Origin of the sequence: Hymenobacter lutimineralis (assembly GCF_008271285.1) — a bacterium.
Lineage (GTDB): Bacteria > Bacteroidota > Bacteroidia > Cytophagales > Hymenobacteraceae > Hymenobacter > Hymenobacter lutimineralis.
In genome coordinates, this window is sequence record NZ_VTHL01000011.1 from 109,043 (window position 1) to 125,555 (window position 16,513).

The window sequence follows — 16,513 nt, forward strand, 5'->3', positions numbered from 1 at the left end:
GGGTACGGGTTGCAGTGGCCTGGCACGAAAGCCCACCTTGCCTGCCTGCCCGCGCAAGAAAAGCGGGCCGCCTGCCCCAACTCCTTGTCCAAGCCAGGACAGAGAGGTGGTATCCGGCAGACGGCTTCGCTGCTTGTGCCCAGCGCTGAGTGCGGCAGAAGCAGGCTGCCTATACTTCCGATGGCGCTAACTGCTCCGGCACCGCTACCGTAGCGCGGGCGCGGTAATACAGCGTGCTGCTGTTTTCGGGGCGCAGCACTTCCTGCGCGGCTGTAAGCAGGGCTTCGGCCGATACTTCCTGCACCCGGGCGCTTTCCTCGTTTACCAGATTGGCGTTGCCCAGCAGCTTGCAGTAAGCCAGGTTCATGGCCCGGTTCAGCAGCTCTATTTCGCTGAACACAATGCTGGCTTCGGCCTGGTTTTTAACCTTTTCCAGCTCCTCAGCCGGCACAAGGGTAGTACGCAGCTCTTCTATAACCTGCCGAACAGCTGCATCGGCGGCTTCCGGCGTTACGCCCGCGTTGAGCTTGCCGCTCACTACCAGCAGGCCAGGCTCCAGGGAGCCGGATACTGAGGCAGAAATAGAATTAAAGAGCGGCTGCTCTTTCACCAGCCGTTGGTAAAGGCGGCTCGACTTGCCCCGGCCCAGCACATCGCTCAGCAAATCTACGGTGTGGTAAGTGGCATCGGCGCGGGCGGGCATGTGGTATACCTGGTAGAAAGCCGATACCGGCACGTCGGCCGTAACGTCGAGGAAGCGGGGGGCCGTTTGGCGGGGCTCCTGGGGAAGGCTGCGCTCGTAGCGGGTGCCACCGGGAATGGGGCCAAACCATTTTTCAGCCAGGCGCTGGGCCTCAGCCCGGGTTACGGCGCCAGCTACGACCAGGATAGCGTTGGCGGGCGCATAGTGCTTTTGGAAGAAAGCGCGCACATCGTCCATTACCGCATTTTCGATGTGGCTGATTTCCTTGCCGATGGTGGCCCAGCTATAGGGGTGCGTCTGGTAGGCGAGGGGGCGCAGCTTCAGCCACACGTCGCCGTAGGGTTGGTTGAGGTAGTTCTGCTTAAACTCTTCCACCACCACCTTGCGCTGCACTTCCAGCCCGTTTTCGGAGAAAGCCAAACTCAGCATCCGGTCCGATTCCAGCCAGAAGCCGGTCTCAATATTAGCCGCCGGCAGGGTAAGGTAGTAGTTGGTGATGTCGGGAGAGGTGAAGGCATTGTTTTCGCCGCCCACGCGTTGCAGGGGCTCGTCGTAGCTGGGGATGTTGACGGAGCCCGAAAACATCAGGTGCTCGAACAGGTGCGCGAAGCCCGTGTGCGCCGGGTCTTCGTCGCGGGAGCCCACGTTGTAGAGCAAGTTGAGCACGGCCATCGGCGTGCTGTGGTCTTCGTGGACGATGCAGCGCAGGCCGTTGGCGAGGGTGAATTCTTCGAATTGAATCATAAAGAAATGAAGTGGCCGGCAGTAAACCGGGCCCGTCGGGGTGAAGATAAAACTTCGGAAGCGAAGGGGAAGTTTCGCGCCGTCGAACAGGCTGGCTATATCAGGTGGCGCGACAGCCGCGAAACGCTTAAGAGTAGCGGCCAACCAAAATTGCTGTCCGCTTATAAAGTGGCTTGCACGCCCAGCAGGATGGTGCGGGCGGTGGGGTAGGTGGCGTGGTCGAGGCCGGCTTGCTTGGCGTCGGCGCCGGCACTGCTGATGTTGGGGTCGTAGCCGCGGTATTTGGACAGCACCAGCAGGTTGTGTGCACCGGAATAGGGCGTTACCTGAATCCCGGCTACCTGGCGCAGGTTTTCCTGCAGGGAGAGATAAGGCTTAATCGGGCGGGGTATTGTTATAATAGCTTCTGCAATAGCTGGGCAGCCGAACGTATGATGTTGTGGCGCTGCTGTATCAGCAAGAGCCTGAAAGTTAACTGACGAAGCTAGCTGCGGCGTTGCGCGGCGGCTTTCCAGTAGATTAGTCTGCTGAGCCAGCGCCAACGCGGGGCAGGCCAAAAAGCCCAGGAGTAACAATCGGGTCATACAGGAATAGGATAGTACTGGGCTGATTGGCTGCGAAGATAGATGCCGGTGCTGCCCCAATTGCATAAAGGAAAGCGCATAATTTTCCTTCCAGCCCAAACCCGTACTTTTGGCCCCCAACACCTTCCCACCCGCCTGAATCCCATGAATTTCGACCGCAAGGACTACGCCAACGACGAGCTGCTGCACCTGTACAAAGGGCTGCTGAAACCCCGCCTGATTGAAGAGAAAATGCTGATTCTGCTCCGCCAGGGCAAGGTCAGCAAGTGGTTTTCGGGCATTGGGCAGGAGGCCATTTCGGTGGGCTCCACGCTGGCGCTGCACGAGGACGAGTACATCCTGCCCCTGCACCGCAACCTGGGTGTATTCACGGGCCGCCACATTCCGCTGGACCGCCTCTTCGCGCAGTGGCAGGGCAAAACCACCGGCTACACCAAAGGCCGCGACCGGAGCTTCCACTTCGGCACCAACGAGCACCACATCGTGGGCATGATTTCGCACCTGGGCCCGCAGCTGGCCGTGGCTGGCGGCATTGCCCTAGCCGACGTGCTGGAAAAGCGCCACAAGGTAACCGTGACCTACAGCGGCGACGGCGGCGCCTCCGAGGGCGACTTTCACGAGGCCCTGAACGTGGCGGCCGTGTGGCAGCTGCCCGTCATCTTCATCATCGAGAATAACGGCTACGGCCTGAGCACGCCCTCGCGGGAGCAGTTCCGCTTCCGCTACTTCATCGACAAAGGCCCTGCCTACGGCATGGAAGCCGTGCAGGTGGATGGCAACAACGTACTGGAAGTGTACGACACGGTAAAGCGCCTGGCCGAGGACTTGCGCCAGAACCCGCGCCCCGTGCTGCTCGAGGCCCTCACTTTCCGCATGCGCGGGCACGAGGAAGCCAGCGGCACCAAGTACGTGCCCCAGGAGCTATTTGAGGAGTGGGCCCAGAAAGACCCGGTAGTCAACTACGAAAAGTGGCTGCTGGACGAGGGCGTGCTCAGCGAAACCCTGCGCCACCAGTTCCGGGAGCAAATCAAGGCCGAAATCGAAGAAGGCCTGCGCGTGGCCGACGCCGTGCCCATGCCCACGCCCAGCCTCGAAGAGGAAGTAGCCGACATGTACCGGCCCTTCGAGCCGGATACTGCCCTGCAACTGGAAACCGGCAACTCGCAACCGGCCACTGATAAGCGTTTCGTCGATGCCATTTCCGACGGGTTGCGGCAGAGCATGGAGCGCTACCCCGAGCTGGTGCTTATGGGCCAGGACATTGCCGACTACGGCGGGGTATTTAAGGTGACGGAAGGCTTCGTGGCGCAGTTTGGCAAGGAGCGGGTGCGCAACACGCCCCTGTGCGAGTCGGCCATTGTAGGCGCGGGCCTGGGCCTCAGCATCAAAGGCAAAAAGGCTATGGTGGAAATGCAGTTCGCCGATTTCGTGACCTGCGGCTTCAACCAGATTGTGAATAACCTGGCCAAAAGCCACTACCGCTGGGGGCAGAATGCCGACGTGGTGGTGCGCATGCCCACCGGGGCGGGCTCGGCGGCCGGCCCCTTCCACTCGCAGAGCAACGAGGCCTGGTTTACCCACACGCCCGGCCTGAAAGTGGTGTACCCCAGTAACCCTGTCGATGCCAAGGGCCTGCTCTGCGCCGCCTTTGAAGACCCCAACCCGGTTATCTACTTCGAGCACAAGATGCTCTACCGCAGCATCAGCGGGCCCGTGCCGGATGGCTACTACACCACGCCCATTGGCAAGGCAGCCCTGGCGCGGGAAGGCGACACGCTCAGCATCATCACCTACGGCATGGGCGTGCACTGGGCTACTCAACTAGCCGAAGAGTTGAGCCTCGACGCCGACATCCTGGACTTACGCACCTTGCTGCCTTGGGACGAGGAAGCCGTGCGTCGGACTGTGGAGAAGAACGGCCGCGTGCTCATCCTCCACGAAGACACGCTCACGGGCGGCATCGGGGGAGAAATTGCCGCCTGGATTGCCGAAAACTGCTTTACTGCCCTCGATGCGCCCATTCAGCGCGTGGCTTCCCTGGATACGGCCATTCCCTTCGCGCCTTCCCTGGAAAAGCAGTTCCTGCCCCAGCAGCGCCTGCGCACGGCCGTAGAAAAGCTGCTGGCCTATTAACTTCAGTCGTCAGCTGCCCGTTTTCAGTTACTAGCGCAAGACTATAAAGCACGTGTAGTCTACCTCCGCAACTGGTAACTGAAAACGGGCAACTGACAACTAATACTTATCTTCCCTGTCTGAATGCCGCCCCGCGGCGCAATGCGTAGTCTGATGCTGGGATTCCCGCGTACGTTTTTTTCTTCGGTGAGCACCCTGGCGTTGGTTGGGTGTCTGGCCTTGAGCACGGGTTGCCACCGCTACCGCATTCCCGACCCCAAAGGGCCGCCCCAGCCCAAAGTGAAGCTGGGCAAAGCCGATAGCAACGGTTCCGGGATGTCGGAAGCCGTGTCGTCGCTGAAAACCGACAAGAAAAGCTACGACAAGCAGGGCTTGCTCAAGCAAAAGAAATACGAACGCCGCAAGCTGACGCGCAAAGTGGGGCAGCGGAAAATATTTGGAATTGTTTTTTAAGCCACGGGCGTTATGGTTACGGTTGAGGTGCCCCAGGGAACCAACCGTTTTTTCTGCACGCACTTGGCTGGGTTTTCTACAAATAAGGAGATGATGTTTCGGGTTATTTTCGCACTGCTTGCCGTGCTGTGGCTGGCCGGCCCCCTGCGGGCCCAAACGGAATACTCCAGCCCAGCCCAGCAGCGGGCCGCCAACCGTAAGGCCCTGAAGGACGCGGAAAAGCAGAAAAACCAGTACCAGGATTCCCACCTGGGCGTCACGCGCCAGTCGCTGCGAGCAGGCAACAGCACCAACCAGCCCCGCAAAAAGGACGGCCGTAACAAGTACAAGTACGACCACGAAGGCGTTCCGCGCGTACTGCCTACGGCGCAAAACATGATTCCGAAGCTGCGGCCCATCCGACGCGCCCCCAAAAAACAACCTGCTACTCCTGCTTTATGATTGCTTCCTGGATTCCGCTTACCACACCCGAACAGCTCACCGACATCGTCCGCGAATCGGAAGAGCAGCCGGTACTGATTTTCAAGCACAGCACTACCTGCTCCATCAGCGCCACGGCCAAGAGCCGCCTGGAGCGGCAGTGGGCTGATGCTGCTCCGGCCAACGCCAAGTTCTACTACCTCGATTTACTACGCTTTCGGCCTATTTCCGCCGAAATCGCGCAGAAGTTTCGCGTCCAGCACGAGTCACCCCAGCTGCTGCTCATTCAGCAGGGGGAGTGCCGCTACCACGCCTCCCACATGGGCATCCGCCTCAGCGACGTGCAGCAGGCCATCGGCTAGCGCGTCCCATTTTCGCACACAATCCACCGCCGCCGCGTTGCTGACAAAGGTCGGCGGCGCGGCGGCGGTGTGTGGTACCTGAACCCGCTGGGTAGCTAAGGTCTTATAGGTCGTAAATAAACTGAACCTCCTGCCGTACTTCCGGGTTGAGACTTAGCGCTACCGGACAAGTTCGGGCCGCGTTTTCCAGCATCACGCGTTCTTTGGCACCCAGGGCGGCAGGCAGGTGAAACTGCACGTCAATCTGGGCAATACGGCGGGGTTCGGCCACCATGTGCTTGGCCACCTCAAACGTGGTGCCGGCCAGTTCCAGCCCGTGCCGCTCGGCTACGATGCCCATAATGGTCATCATGCAGGAGCCCAGGGCGGCACTTACCAGGTCGGTAGGGGAGAAGGCCTCCCCGCGGCCGTGGTTATCGAGGGGGGCATCGGTCAGAATGGTGGTACCGGAGGCTACGTGGGTAGCTTCGGTGCGCAGATGGCCGGCGTACCGGACGGAAGCAGTGGGCATAGGAAAAAGGCTAGCTGAAAGGTGGTAAATTTACGTACTTTCGACAAGGGCTGCCCGGCAGCCGTCATCCGATGAGTGATTTTCGCTGTACTATGGGCGCTTTGCGTTTCCGAATCTTACTGGGTCTAACCGGGCTGGCGGCTCTGGGGAGCCAAACGGCACTAGGTCAGGCGCGTCGCTCGGGTAGCGGCGCGGCCGCTGACGCCCCCACCTACCAGCGGGAGCTGACGTACGGCATCAACTTCAACACCAACGGGGGCATGATTGGCGGCGCCATGTTCCGCTCCACCCGGTCGCTGTCGGCCGATTGGTCGCGGTTCTGGATGCTGGAGGTCGTGGAAGTAAAACACCCCAAGGAACAGCGGGTGCAGAACTACTATTCCGGCGGCATCTACGTGCCGGGCAAAACCAACTACGCGTTTGTGCTGCGGCCTTCCATAGGCGCCCAGCGCGTCATCTTCCGGAAAGCCCCCGACTCCGGGGTGCAGGTCAGCGGCTTGGCCGGAATCGGCCCCTCGGTGGCCCTGATGATGCCTTACTACATCTACTACGATTACACCAAGCGCGACGCGGACAACAACGCTATTGGCCCGGATGACATTCGCATTGAACAGTACGACCCGAATAAACACTCGCCGGATGATATCTTCATCTACGACCGCGCTCCGCTCTTCTCCGGGGCCAACGAAACCAAGCCGCAGATTGGCGGTCATGTGCGCGGCGCCCTCACGTTTGAGTACGGCCGCTACCGGGATGCCGTAGCCGGGGTAGAAACCGGGTTTTTGTTTGAGGCTTACCCCCAAAACCTGCCCATTCTGGGCTCCAACGCCGTGTCGGCTGACCAGTTGAACAATAAATACTTCACCTCGGTTTACCTCACGATTTACCTCGGCACCCGCAAGTAAGCCCGGTCTTAGGGCTGGCCTGTTCTCTGGAAAGCAACACTGCGTTGCTGACAACTGCCTGCTGCCTCCTACCTTTGCTCTATGGATGAAATGTTGCTGACGCTGCCCATCGTGCAGCCCGAAGCCGTGGCTCCCGCCAAACCCCGCAAACCCGATTGGCTCCGGGTGAAGCTGCCCGTGGGCCGCGAATATGCCAACGTGCGCCGCCTCGTAGACGAGCACAAGCTGCATACCATCTGCGAAAGCGGCAACTGCCCCAACATGGGGGAGTGCTGGGGTGCTGGTACGGCTACCTTCATGATTCTGGGCAATGTGTGCACGCGCTCCTGCTCCTTCTGCGCCGTAGCCACGGGCCGCCCTACCGAATACGATACCGACGAACCCCGGCGGGTGGCAGAAGCCATTCAGCTGATGGGCGTGAAGCACGCCGTTATCACCTCCGTCAACCGGGATGAGCTCAAAGACCGGGGCGCCAGCATCTGGCACGAAACGGTGGTGCGCATCAAGCAGCTCAGCCCCGAAACTACCATCGAAACGCTGATTCCGGACGTGAAAGCCAACTGGGACGCGCTGGACGTGATGATTTCGGGTGGGCAGGAAGTGGTATCGCACAACATGGAAACGGTGGGCAGCCTCTACCGCTTGGTGCGGCCCCAGGCCAAGTACGACCGAAGCCTGGAGCAAATCCGCCGCACGAAAGAAGCCGGCAAGCGCACGAAGTCGGGCATTATGCTGGGCTTGGGCGAGACGCCGGCCGAAATGTACCAGGCTATGGACGACCTGGTGGCCAATGGCCTTGATATTCTGACCCTGGGCCAATACCTGCAGCCCACCAAGCGCCACCTGGAGGTGGCCGAGTTCATCCACCCCGACGTGTTTGCCCACTACCGGGAAGAAGGTTTGCGCCGCGGTCTGAAGTACGTGGAAAGCGGGCCGCTCGTGCGCTCCAGCTACCATGCCGAGCGTCACGTGAATGTTCCTATCTAAGCGCCGGAACTCATCCAATAAAAAAAGCCTGCTCCGTATAGAGCAGGCTTTTTTATGCGCGAACAGGAAAAGCAGAATTACCGCTGGGCCTGGTTGTCCTGGGGCGGATAGGTGCCCAGAACACTGCCCACAATGCGGTAAACTTCCTCCTCCGAAATAGACTGCTGGTCTACCTGTGCTTGACCGTGGCCGCGCCACGCCAGTTGCTTACGATTGGCGTCCACAATGTCGATGATGACGGTGCCAGCCTTGTAGTCATTTACCCGAGTAGGCATGGTGCCGTAGCTGTACCACCGGTAGCTGTAAGGCGAAGTGAAGGCCGGGTCCAGCCGCTGCTTGTCTTCTACCTTAGCACTGTAGGCCACATACACATCGGGCTTTTTGTCCGTGAGGGTGAGGCCTTTTTTATTCATTTCTATTTCCACGGCCTTGCGGATGCGCTGGTCGAGAAAAGAGTTGTAGCCCTGAGCCGGACCACCTTCAACATCCACCGGCTGCTGCGGATACCACGCCCAGGTTTTGTAGGCGCGAAAGTTTATGCCATGGTCGAAGTCGGAGGAAACGCCCACCCGGCTGGAAGAAGCGCAGCCCGCGTTGCCCAGCAGCAAAGCCAGCCCCACGGCGGCTAATGCCACCGGCCGCGAGAAAAATCGTGAGAACGAGTTCATATAAACGACAGTGAGAAGAAACAAGAAATGTTTTTCAGCAAATGAGCAAAAAGTCAAAACCGCGCCCGAAGGCGGTGAAGTGGCTTCAGGCTGCTGTTTTCTAACAATTCTGCCCGGGGCTGCGTTCCGCTTGGCCTATGCCATTGTCTTGGAATGCAACAATTTCTTTTCAGAAAATACCTTTCCTCTTATCTTTCACCGATATTCCACACCTACTCCAGCCGTTATGCGTCGACTTTTGCTGTTTTCCGGGCTCGTAGGAGCACTTGCTTCCTGCACCACGGCTTCCGAAAGTACCACTTCTACCAAGCCCGATCGTGACCCTGTAGCTCACAGTACCATTGTGGAGTGTATTCTGTACGATGGCATGACCAAGACCTCGCCTCAGCTCGTGACGGTGACGGCCGGCACGGAAGTGCAGATTACGGATACTGTAGACTACTACTTCATGAAAGCGCGCGTGGTGAAGGACGGGAAAACCTATAGCGGGTACCTGCAGCGGCAGTGCTTCGGCAAATAGCTCAGCCAGGAATACCTGACTATTCTTCGTCGTCATACGTAGCCCATACAGAAGAAGCCCGCGCAACTTGCGCGGGCTTCTTCTGTATGGGCTACTAAGTGAAAGAAATCCTTCGGCTAGTAGGAGGGGCCTTTGTCGGTGGATACCAGCTGCTCCTCGGCATCTACGTACTGCTCCAGCGGGGTGCACGAGCAAATAAGGTTCCGGTCGCCGTAGGCCGAGTCGATGCGGGCCACGGTGGGCCAGAACTTGTGGGCACGGGCATACTCAGTAGGGTACACCGCTTCCTCCCGGGTGTAGGGGCGGGTCCACTCGTGGGCAAGCACGGCGGCGGCCGTATGCGGGGCGTGCTTCAGCACATTGTCCTTAGCGTCGGCGCGGCCCGCCTCCACGGCGGCAATTTCCTTGCGGATGCTGATCATGGCTTCAATGAAGCGGTCCAGCTCTTCCTTGCTTTCCGACTCCGTAGGCTCTACCATCAGGGTGCCGGCCACCGGGAATGATACGGTAGGGGCATGGAAGCCGTAGTCCATCAGGCGCTTGGCAATGTCTTCTACCTCAATGCCAGCCTTCTTAAACTGGCGGCAGTCCAGAATCATTTCGTGGGCGCACCGGCCGTTGGCACCCGTGTACAGCACCGGGTAGTGCTCTTCGAGGCGGGCCTTGATGTAGTTGGCGTTCAGAATAGCTATGCGGGTAGCCTGGGTTAGCCCTTCGCCGCCCATCATGTTGATGTAGGCATAGGAAATCGGCAGAATGCTGGCCGAGCCCCAGGGAGCCGAGGTAACCGCGCCGGCCGTGCGGCCATCGGCATCAATCAGCACGTGGCCGGAGAGGTAGGGGGCCAGGTCGGCCACTACGCCGATGGGGCCCACGCCGGGTCCGCCGCCGCCGTGCGGGATGCAGAAGGTTTTGTGCAGGTTCAGGTGGCACACGTCGGCCCCAATCGTGGCAGGCGAGGTAAGACCTACCTGGGCATTCATGTTGGCGCCGTCCATATATACCCGGCCGCCGTGCTGGTGAATGGTTTCACAGATATCGATGATGGTTTCCTCGTACACGCCGTGGGTGCTGGGGTAGGTCACCATCAGGCAGCTGAGCTTGTCGGCGTACTGGGCGGCTTTGGCTTTGAGGTCCTCCACGTCGATGTTGCCCTCTTCCGTGCTTTTCACCACCACCACCTGCATGCCTGCCATTACGGCCGAAGCCGGGTTGGTGCCGTGGGCCGAAGCCGGAATGAGGGCCACGTTGCGGTGCTGGTCGCCGCGGGCATCATGGTAGCCCTTGATGGCCAGCAGACCGGCGTACTCGCCCTGGGCACCCGAGTTGGGCTGCAGGCTCACGGCGGCAAAGCCGGTTACTTCACAGAGCCACTTTTCCAGGTCGGTGAAGATTTCGGCGTAGCCCTGGGCCTGCTCCCGCGGGGCAAACGGGTGGAGGCCGCCAATCTCCGGCCACGTCACCGGAATCATTTCGGCGGTGGCGTTCAGCTTCATGGTACAGGAGCCCAGCGGAATCATGGAGTGAGCCAGGCTCAAATCCTTGTTTTCCAGCTGCTTCATGTAACGCAGGATTTCCGTTTCGGAGTGGTGCGTGTTGAAGACCGGATGCGTCAGGTATTCACTGGTCCGGATCAGGCCAGCTGGCCAGTTCACCGTCACCTCAGCCGGCAGCTCTACGGCAGCAGCTTCTTTGCCCAACACCTTGCTGAACACGGCCACGATGGCGCGCACGTCCTCAATTTCGGTGTTCTGGTGCAGGGAAATGCCCACGCGCGGGGTGCCATGCTCCTCGAAGTAGCGGAAGTTGATACCAGCCGCTTCGGCTTCCTGCCGGATAGCCTGCTGCAGCTCAGTGCTTTCCAGCTTGAGGTCCAGGGTATCGAAGTAGAACTCGTTGCGCTGGTTCAGGCCCAGGTTTGCCAAAGCACCCGCCAGAGTTTGGGTGAGAGCGTGCACGTTGCTGGCAAACTGCCGGATGCGCTGCGGCCCGTGGTACACGGCATACATGCCTGCCAGCACCGACAGCAGTACCTGGGCGGTGCAAATGTTGGAAGTAGCCTTTTCGCGGCGGATGTGCTGCTCGCGGGTTTGCAGGGCCATGCGGTAGGCCTTGTTGCCGGCGGCATCAATGCTCTGGCCGATGATGCGGCCCGGAATGACGCGCTTAAAGGCATCTTTAGTAGCCAGGAAGCCGGCGTGCGGTCCGCCGTAGCCCATGGGCACCCCAAAACGTTGAGAGTTGCCCACCACGGCGTCGGCGCCCATCTCGCCGGGAGGGGTCAGGAGGGTTAACGACAGCAGGTCGGCAGCCACGGTCACGAACAGGTTGTTGTCGTGGGCTTTCGAGATGAAGTCGGTGTAGTCGTACACGGCGCCATCGGCGGCGGGGTACTGCAGGATGGCCCCGAACAGGGACTCGTCGGTGAGGTCGAAGGTGCGGTGGTCACCTACCACCAGCTCTATACCCAGGGGCGTGGCGCGGGTGCGCAGCACGTCGATGGTTTGGGGTAGTACTTGTTCCGAGACGAAGTAGCGGGTAGCATTCTTCTTCTTGCTCAGGGAGTGGAACATGTGCAGGGTCTCGGCGGCGGCGGTGCCTTCGTCGAGCAGGGAGGCATTGGCAATTTCCAGGCCCGTCAGGTCAATTATCATCGTCTGATAATTGATGAGGGCTTCGAGGCGGCCCTGGGCAATTTCGGCCTGGTAAGGCGTATATGCGGTATACCAACCCGGGTTTTCCAGAATGTTGCGCTGAATAACGGGGGGCAGCTGGGTATCGTGGTAGCCCAGGCCGATGTAATTCTTGAACAACCGGTTCTTGCCGGCAATCTGCTTGAACTTCGCCAAAAAAGCCCGCTCCGTGAGGGCAGCGGGCAGGTTCAGCGGCTTCTTCAGGCGAATAGCGGCCGGCACAGTTTCGTCGATGAGCTGGTCAATCGACTCTACGCCGATGGTGCGCAGCATGTCGGCCACGGCCGCGCTGTCGGGGCCGTTGTGGCGGTCCACGAATACGTCGGCGGGCTTGGTTTTCAGCAACATAAAAGGATGGGTGAGGGTGGCAACAAGCAGGCCCGGCGAAGAGCCCCAACAAAGGTAGCGCGAAAAGGCTTCATGCTTAAGCCTGAAAACCCGCAAAAGTTTCGGCTTGTTCCACCGGCCGCGCCGGTCGGGGTCGGGCTTCGTTGGTAGGCCCGTGGGATGGTACTATGTAGCGGTGCCATTGTGTATTGCTGCGGTGAGCCGAAATAATTTGCTCAGATTTGAAGCCTGATTCCCACCCACCTCTTCATTCCCATGCGTCCTGTTACCATTGGCCTGATTCGCGAAGGCAAAACCCCGCCCGATAAGCGCGTTCCGCTCACCCCCAAAAAGTGCGTAGAGGCCCTGGCCCAGTATCCCGGGCTGCGCATCGTGGTGCAAGCCAGCCCCATCCGCTGCTTTGCCGACCAGGAGTACCAGGACCTGGGCGTACCGGTACAGCCCGACGTTGCGGACTGCGACATTCTCATGGGCGTGAAGGAGGTACCGATTCCCCAGCTGATTCCCAATAAGACCTACCTGTTCTTCTCCCACACCGTGAAAAAGCAGCCCGCCAACCGGGAGCTGCTGCGTCAGGTGCTGCAAAAGAACATTACCCTTATCGACTACGAGCTGCTCACCAACGAGCAGGGGGAGCGGATAGTGGCCTTCGGGCGCTGGGCCGGCATTGTGGGGGCCTACAACGGGCTGCTTACTTACGGCCGCAAGCACAACCTCTTCCGCCTGAAGCCCGCCTACGAGTGCATCGACATGGAGGATATGCAGGAGGAGTTTTTCAAAGTAAAGCAGCTGCCCCCCATTAAGATGGCCGTGACGGGCACCGGCCGGGTAGCCCAGGGGGCCGTGGAAGTACTGGACCGCATGGGCATTCGGCGGGTGAGCGTGTACGACTACCTATACCTGACCTTCAACGAGCCGGTGTACACCCAGCTGCGCTCCTCCGACTACAACCGCCGCCGCGACGGGCGCGTGTGGGATACCCCCGACTTTCACCGCAACCCGCAGGAGTACGAGTCAACGTTTCAGAACTTCCTGCCGGTGACCAACCTGCTGATTGCCTGCGCCTACTGGCACCCGGCGGCCCCCCATCTGTTCACGGAGGAAGACACGCGCCGGGCCCACTTCCGCATCGACACCATTGCCGACGTGACCTGCGACGTAGCCGGCTCTATTCCCACTACCAAGCGCAGTAGCACCATTCAGGAGCCGGCTTTCGACTACAACCCGGCCACCGGGGAGCTGGAGCCGGCCTACTCGGGGCCGCGCAACATCACCATCATGGCCGTGGATAATTTGCCCTGCGAGCTGCCCCGCAACGCCAGCCGGGACTTTGGCCGCCAGCTCATCGACAATGTATTTCCCCACCTGTTAGGGGAGGAAGGTGCCGATGACGTGGTAGCCCGCGCTACCATCACCCGCAGCGGCCAGCTTACTGAACGGTATCAATACCTGGCCGACTATGTAGCCGATTAAGTTAGCATCTTAGCGTAACAGAAAAGGGGGGCTGAAACCATTGGTTTCAGCCCCCCTTTTCTGTTACGTGGACTACGCAGCCTTTACACCCCGCGGATAACCGGGTACTTGGCCTGCACCAGCATGTACACCCCGTAGGCCATCAGGCCCAGGGCTACGATGCCCAACGCAAAAGGTCCCATAGCAGCCAGCAAATCGAAGGCTTCATCGGTAGTGCCCACATCAGCAGCCTGGTGATGACGCCCGGCCTGCACGAAGAAGTACCCAATAATAGCCATAACGATGCCGCGCGCGGTGTAGCCCAGTTGCCCCGTGCGGTACACCAGCTGCTGTTGGCTGGCGGGCAGCCCACTGTCGTTTACGTGCTTGTGGAAGGCCCCGGAATAGGCCCGGTAGATCTGGTACAAGCCGCTCCCAATGGTAATGAGGCCGATCAGGATTACTATCCACTCCCCACCGGGCCAGCCCAGCACTTTAGCTACCAGACTCTGTTGGGTGCTGCCCCCGCTGCTGGCCGACCCAGTGAAGGCCAGCTTGGCCGCGTACCAGGCTACGCTGGCATACAGCAGGCCGCTGCCCGCGTAGCCAATGCGCCGGCCAATACCTTTGGCGCCGTTGCCTTTATTTTCGGTGTCGCGGAAGGCTTGCGTAAAGCGCCAGATGATGTAACCCAGCAGGCCCACGGCAATAAGGCCGAGGAGGATCTGGCCGCCCGGCAAGCTCTGAATGCTTTGTACGGCCTGCTTTTTATCGGCTGTCTGGCCACCTTGCTGCCCTGTGGCAGCCAGCAGGGCCAGGGTGCCCATCAGCAGGTAGACCACGCCTTTGGCGGCAAAGCCGAAACGCGCCAGGGCCCGAATGCCGGCAGAGGCCGAGCCGGAGGCCGCCGAAGAAATAGTATTTGCCAGTGTCATGGAGGGAAGGTGAAGTAGGAATGGGGTCTGTCTACGGTGAAAAGCCCACCGGGGCTACGTAGCAACGCCCCGCTCCGCCGAAACCGGGAGCGAGGCGTTGCTTCTTTACGGGCCAAAAGCCCTAGAACGTGCGCTGAAACCAAGCTTTAATATCGTCCAGGGTTTCACCGGTTTTGTGCTGCATCCGGCCAAACCATTCGTCCTGCTCGCCTTCGCGGTAGTTCAGGTCGTCGTCGGTGAGTTGTCCCCACTTCTGCTTGGCCTCGCCTTTGATTTCGTTCCAGTTGCCCCGGGCGCGCAGCTCCGTGCGGTCGTTTAGGTTATTGTTATTCAGGTCCATGCGTGAAAGAGTCGTTAGGTGGGTGAGGTACTGTCGGGCTATACGCGGGGGCGCTGACAGGGTTAGGTGCCCGGCGTCGAGGCGCGGGAGGCGTTGCCGGGCCTGGGAGAGCAGAAGGCGCCAGACAAGGTGAATGCTCCACTATTCTACCTATTATTGAGAGAGGAATTATATACGATTTAGCCTGGCTATGGACGATTTGCGCACCACCTTATCTACCTTCTCTGTTGATGAGCGCCGGGAGTTTGGCCAGTTTATCCAGCGGCAGCGGCGCAAAGACAAAGGCCGGATGGATTTGCGTCTGTACGAGCTTTTGCTGTTGCCCCAGCCACTGACCACCGAGCAGCTGCTGGCTCGGCTGTATCCCCAGGAGCCCAACGCCACGGCCTACTATGCCCTGCGCAAGCGGTTGTTGCGCCATTTGACGGAGTATCTGCTACTCCGGCAGCACCAGCGCGACCCTACCACAGCCTCGTCGGTGCGGGGGCTGCTCACGCTGGCTCAGTACCTGTTTGAGGCGGGCGTACCACGCCTGGCCTGGACAACCCTGCACAAAGCCGAAAAGCAGGCCCAGCAAAACGAGCAGTTCGAGCTGCTGAACGCGGTGTATAACCTGCAGATTGCGCAGGCTAGCCGGGAAGCCACCGAAGACCTCGACGAGATTATCCGGCGGCGCCACCTCAACAAGAAGCTGGCCGACGAAGAGGAGCGGGCCGGCATTGCCGATAGCATCATCCGTCACCGCCTGCGGCAGGCTCGGGTGAAAGGCCGCGCGGCCGAGTCCTTCGATGGAATTCTGCAGGAAGTGCTACGCGAGTATGAGCTGCAGGAAGCCTTTGCGCGCCGCCCGGCTGTGCTTTACCGCCTGATGTCCATTGCGCGCAACGCCATGCTGGTGCGCCGCGACTTCAGCACGTTCACGCCCTTTGTGATGCGCTGCTACCACCTCATGGAAAAGCGCCACGGCTTTGCGCCGGCGCACCGCTACTACCAGCTGGGCCTGCTGTACATGATTGCGCACGGCCTCTACCGCACCCGCCGCTTCACCGAAGCGGCCGATTATCTGGCTCAGATGCATACGGTGCTCCTGGCAGGCGGGCGCAGCTACACTTCGGAGTGGCTGCCGCGCTGTACCTTCCTGCAAGCCGCCATCTACGCCTTCCTGCGCCGCAACGCCGAAAGCATTGTGCTGCTGGAAAAGCTGCTGGCCGAAGCCACGCTCACGCACCGCGACGAATTAACGGCCCGGCTGGGGCTAAGCTTCCACTACTTTGCGGAAGGTCTCTTTTCCAAGGCAAACCAGGTTCTTCAAACCATTGGCCAGACCGACCATTGGTGCGAGCAGGAAATGGGCCTGGAGTGGCTGCTGAACAAGAACATGGGGGAGATGCTCATTCAACTGGAGCTCGGCAACCCAGATCTGGCCCTCAACCGCATCCGTTCCATTGAGCGGCTGCTGCACGAGCGGTTCGCCGGCCAGCCGCATCCCTATGCCTACGTGGCCAGCTACCTGCAGTTGGTGCGCTGTATCCTGCTCGACCCCGAGGTGGCCCGTCAGCCCGCTTTTGCGGCGCGTGTGGAAGCCCTGCCCGCCTTCCTACCCTTAGTGCGCGAAGACCTGCAGGCCCTGAGCTATTACGGCTGGCTGCGGGCCCGCATGATGGGGCGTCCGTACTACTCTGTGCTTTTAGAACTGGTAAATCCAAGCAGTCCGGCCCCAACGGTGGCAGACGGCCCCATAGCCACGAAATAAAA

At 60.1% G+C, this 16,513-nt stretch carries 16 protein-coding genes; 9 read left to right on the forward strand and 7 right to left on the reverse strand.

What is annotated here, in order from left to right:
* Positions 1-169: 169 nt before the first annotated feature.
* Positions 170-1,447, reverse strand: coding sequence for a M16 family metallopeptidase (locus FY528_RS11890; protein WP_149071234.1), 1,278 nt, complete (start codon positions 1,445-1,447; stop codon positions 170-172).
* A gap of 161 nt (positions 1,448-1,608) precedes the next feature.
* A complete protein-coding gene (locus FY528_RS11895) occupies positions 1,609-2,031 on the reverse strand; it encodes a hypothetical protein (protein WP_149071235.1) in 423 nt (140 codons plus the stop codon).
* Between the two features lie 144 nt (positions 2,032-2,175).
* On the opposite strand from FY528_RS11895, the gene FY528_RS11900 reads away from it, so the two are divergent.
* The 4 genes from FY528_RS11900 (at position 2,176) to ytxJ (ending at position 5,399) form a co-directional block, all read left to right on the forward strand.
* Positions 2,176-4,164: an alpha-ketoacid dehydrogenase subunit alpha/beta gene (locus tag FY528_RS11900; protein ID WP_149071236.1), complete on the forward strand. Its 1,989-nt coding sequence runs from the start codon at positions 2,176-2,178 to the stop codon at positions 4,162-4,164.
* A 141-nt stretch (positions 4,165-4,305) separates the two neighbouring features.
* The gene (locus FY528_RS11905) at positions 4,306-4,617 is read left to right on the forward strand and encodes a hypothetical protein (RefSeq protein ID WP_149071237.1); all 312 of its coding nucleotides are present in this window, start codon (positions 4,306-4,308) and stop codon (positions 4,615-4,617) included.
* A gap of 90 nt (positions 4,618-4,707) precedes the next feature.
* Complete coding sequence (locus FY528_RS11910; protein WP_149071238.1) at positions 4,708-5,058, forward strand: hypothetical protein; 351 nt, start codon at positions 4,708-4,710, stop codon at positions 5,056-5,058.
* On the forward strand, positions 5,055-5,399 hold the full coding sequence (gene ytxJ, locus FY528_RS11915; protein ID WP_149071239.1) for a bacillithiol system redox-active protein YtxJ: 345 nt from the start codon (positions 5,055-5,057) through the stop codon (positions 5,397-5,399). The genes FY528_RS11910 and ytxJ overlap by 4 nt, the downstream gene beginning before the upstream one ends.
* A 103-nt stretch (positions 5,400-5,502) precedes the next feature.
* Here the strand turns inward: ytxJ and FY528_RS11920 are convergent, their stop codons facing one another.
* Entirely contained in the window at positions 5,503-5,910 is a 408-nt protein-coding gene (locus tag FY528_RS11920) for an OsmC family protein (RefSeq protein ID WP_149071240.1), read from the reverse strand.
* A 92-nt stretch (positions 5,911-6,002) separates the two neighbouring features.
* Here FY528_RS11920 and FY528_RS11925 point away from each other — a divergent pair, with 92 nt between their 5' ends.
* Positions 6,003-6,815: a hypothetical protein gene (locus tag FY528_RS11925; protein ID WP_149071241.1), complete on the forward strand. Its 813-nt coding sequence runs from the start codon at positions 6,003-6,005 to the stop codon at positions 6,813-6,815.
* A 90-nt stretch (positions 6,816-6,905) separates the two neighbouring features.
* Positions 6,906-7,802, forward strand: coding sequence for a lipoyl synthase (gene lipA, locus FY528_RS11930; protein ID WP_373281617.1), 897 nt, complete (start codon positions 6,906-6,908; stop codon positions 7,800-7,802).
* A 77-nt stretch (positions 7,803-7,879) separates the two neighbouring features.
* Here the strand turns inward: lipA and FY528_RS11935 are convergent, their stop codons facing one another.
* Complete coding sequence (locus FY528_RS11935) at positions 7,880-8,470, reverse strand: DUF4136 domain-containing protein (RefSeq protein ID WP_149071242.1); 591 nt, start codon at positions 8,468-8,470, stop codon at positions 7,880-7,882.
* 226 nt (positions 8,471-8,696) lie between these two features.
* Here FY528_RS11935 and FY528_RS11940 point away from each other — a divergent pair, with 226 nt between their 5' ends.
* Positions 8,697-8,990: a hypothetical protein gene (locus FY528_RS11940; RefSeq protein WP_149071243.1), complete on the forward strand. Its 294-nt coding sequence runs from the start codon at positions 8,697-8,699 to the stop codon at positions 8,988-8,990.
* Between the two features lie 116 nt (positions 8,991-9,106).
* On the opposite strand, the gene gcvP is transcribed toward FY528_RS11940, so the two are convergent.
* Entirely contained in the window at positions 9,107-12,031 is a 2,925-nt protein-coding gene (gene gcvP / locus FY528_RS11945; RefSeq protein WP_149071244.1) for an aminomethyl-transferring glycine dehydrogenase, read from the reverse strand.
* Positions 12,032-12,286: 255 nt separating this feature from the next.
* Here gcvP and FY528_RS11950 point away from each other — a divergent pair, with 255 nt between their 5' ends.
* Positions 12,287-13,504 (forward strand): NAD(P)-dependent oxidoreductase, encoded by a 1,218-nt coding sequence (locus FY528_RS11950; protein WP_149071245.1) that lies wholly within the window; start codon positions 12,287-12,289, stop codon positions 13,502-13,504.
* Positions 13,505-13,587: 83 nt separating this feature from the next.
* Here FY528_RS11950 and FY528_RS11955 read toward each other — a convergent pair whose 3' ends face one another.
* Together FY528_RS11955 and FY528_RS11960 are read right to left on the reverse strand one after the other, a co-directional pair.
* A complete protein-coding gene (locus FY528_RS11955) occupies positions 13,588-14,418 on the reverse strand; it encodes a DUF1206 domain-containing protein (protein ID WP_149071246.1) in 831 nt (276 codons plus the stop codon).
* A gap of 121 nt (positions 14,419-14,539) precedes the next feature.
* Positions 14,540-14,758: a CsbD family protein gene (locus FY528_RS11960; RefSeq protein WP_149071247.1), complete on the reverse strand. Its 219-nt coding sequence runs from the start codon at positions 14,756-14,758 to the stop codon at positions 14,540-14,542.
* A gap of 190 nt (positions 14,759-14,948) precedes the next feature.
* On the opposite strand from FY528_RS11960, the gene FY528_RS11965 reads away from it, so the two are divergent.
* Positions 14,949-16,511 carry a hypothetical protein gene (locus tag FY528_RS11965; protein WP_149071248.1) on the forward strand — a complete coding sequence of 521 codons (1,563 nt, stop codon included), beginning with the start codon at positions 14,949-14,951 and terminating at the stop codon, positions 16,509-16,511.
* The last annotated feature ends 2 nt before the right edge of the window (positions 16,512-16,513 follow it).

Coding starts and splice junctions, on each gene's coding strand:
- FY528_RS11890 (WP_149071234.1), bottom strand. CDS start 1,447: ATGATTCAATTCGAAGAATTCACCCTCGCCAACGGCCTGCGCTGCATC.
- FY528_RS11895 (WP_149071235.1), bottom strand. CDS start 2,031: ATGACCCGATTGTTACTCCTGGGCTTTTTGGCCTGCCCCGCGTTGGCG.
- FY528_RS11900 (WP_149071236.1), top strand. CDS start 2,176: ATGAATTTCGACCGCAAGGACTACGCCAACGACGAGCTGCTGCACCTG.
- FY528_RS11905 (WP_149071237.1), top strand. CDS start 4,306: ATGCGTAGTCTGATGCTGGGATTCCCGCGTACGTTTTTTTCTTCGGTG.
- FY528_RS11910 (WP_149071238.1), top strand. CDS start 4,708: ATGATGTTTCGGGTTATTTTCGCACTGCTTGCCGTGCTGTGGCTGGCC.
- ytxJ (WP_149071239.1), top strand. CDS start 5,055: ATGATTGCTTCCTGGATTCCGCTTACCACACCCGAACAGCTCACCGAC.
- FY528_RS11920 (WP_149071240.1), bottom strand. CDS start 5,910: ATGCCCACTGCTTCCGTCCGGTACGCCGGCCATCTGCGCACCGAAGCT.
- FY528_RS11925 (WP_149071241.1), top strand. CDS start 6,003: ATGGGCGCTTTGCGTTTCCGAATCTTACTGGGTCTAACCGGGCTGGCG.
- lipA (WP_373281617.1), top strand. CDS start 6,906: ATGTTGCTGACGCTGCCCATCGTGCAGCCCGAAGCCGTGGCTCCCGCC.
- FY528_RS11935 (WP_149071242.1), bottom strand. CDS start 8,470: ATGAACTCGTTCTCACGATTTTTCTCGCGGCCGGTGGCATTAGCCGCC.
- FY528_RS11940 (WP_149071243.1), top strand. CDS start 8,697: ATGCGTCGACTTTTGCTGTTTTCCGGGCTCGTAGGAGCACTTGCTTCC.
- gcvP (WP_149071244.1), bottom strand. CDS start 12,031: ATGTTGCTGAAAACCAAGCCCGCCGACGTATTCGTGGACCGCCACAAC.
- FY528_RS11950 (WP_149071245.1), top strand. CDS start 12,287: ATGCGTCCTGTTACCATTGGCCTGATTCGCGAAGGCAAAACCCCGCCC.
- FY528_RS11955 (WP_149071246.1), bottom strand. CDS start 14,418: ATGACACTGGCAAATACTATTTCTTCGGCGGCCTCCGGCTCGGCCTCT.
- FY528_RS11960 (WP_149071247.1), bottom strand. CDS start 14,758: ATGGACCTGAATAACAATAACCTAAACGACCGCACGGAGCTGCGCGCC.
- FY528_RS11965 (WP_149071248.1), top strand. CDS start 14,949: ATGGACGATTTGCGCACCACCTTATCTACCTTCTCTGTTGATGAGCGC.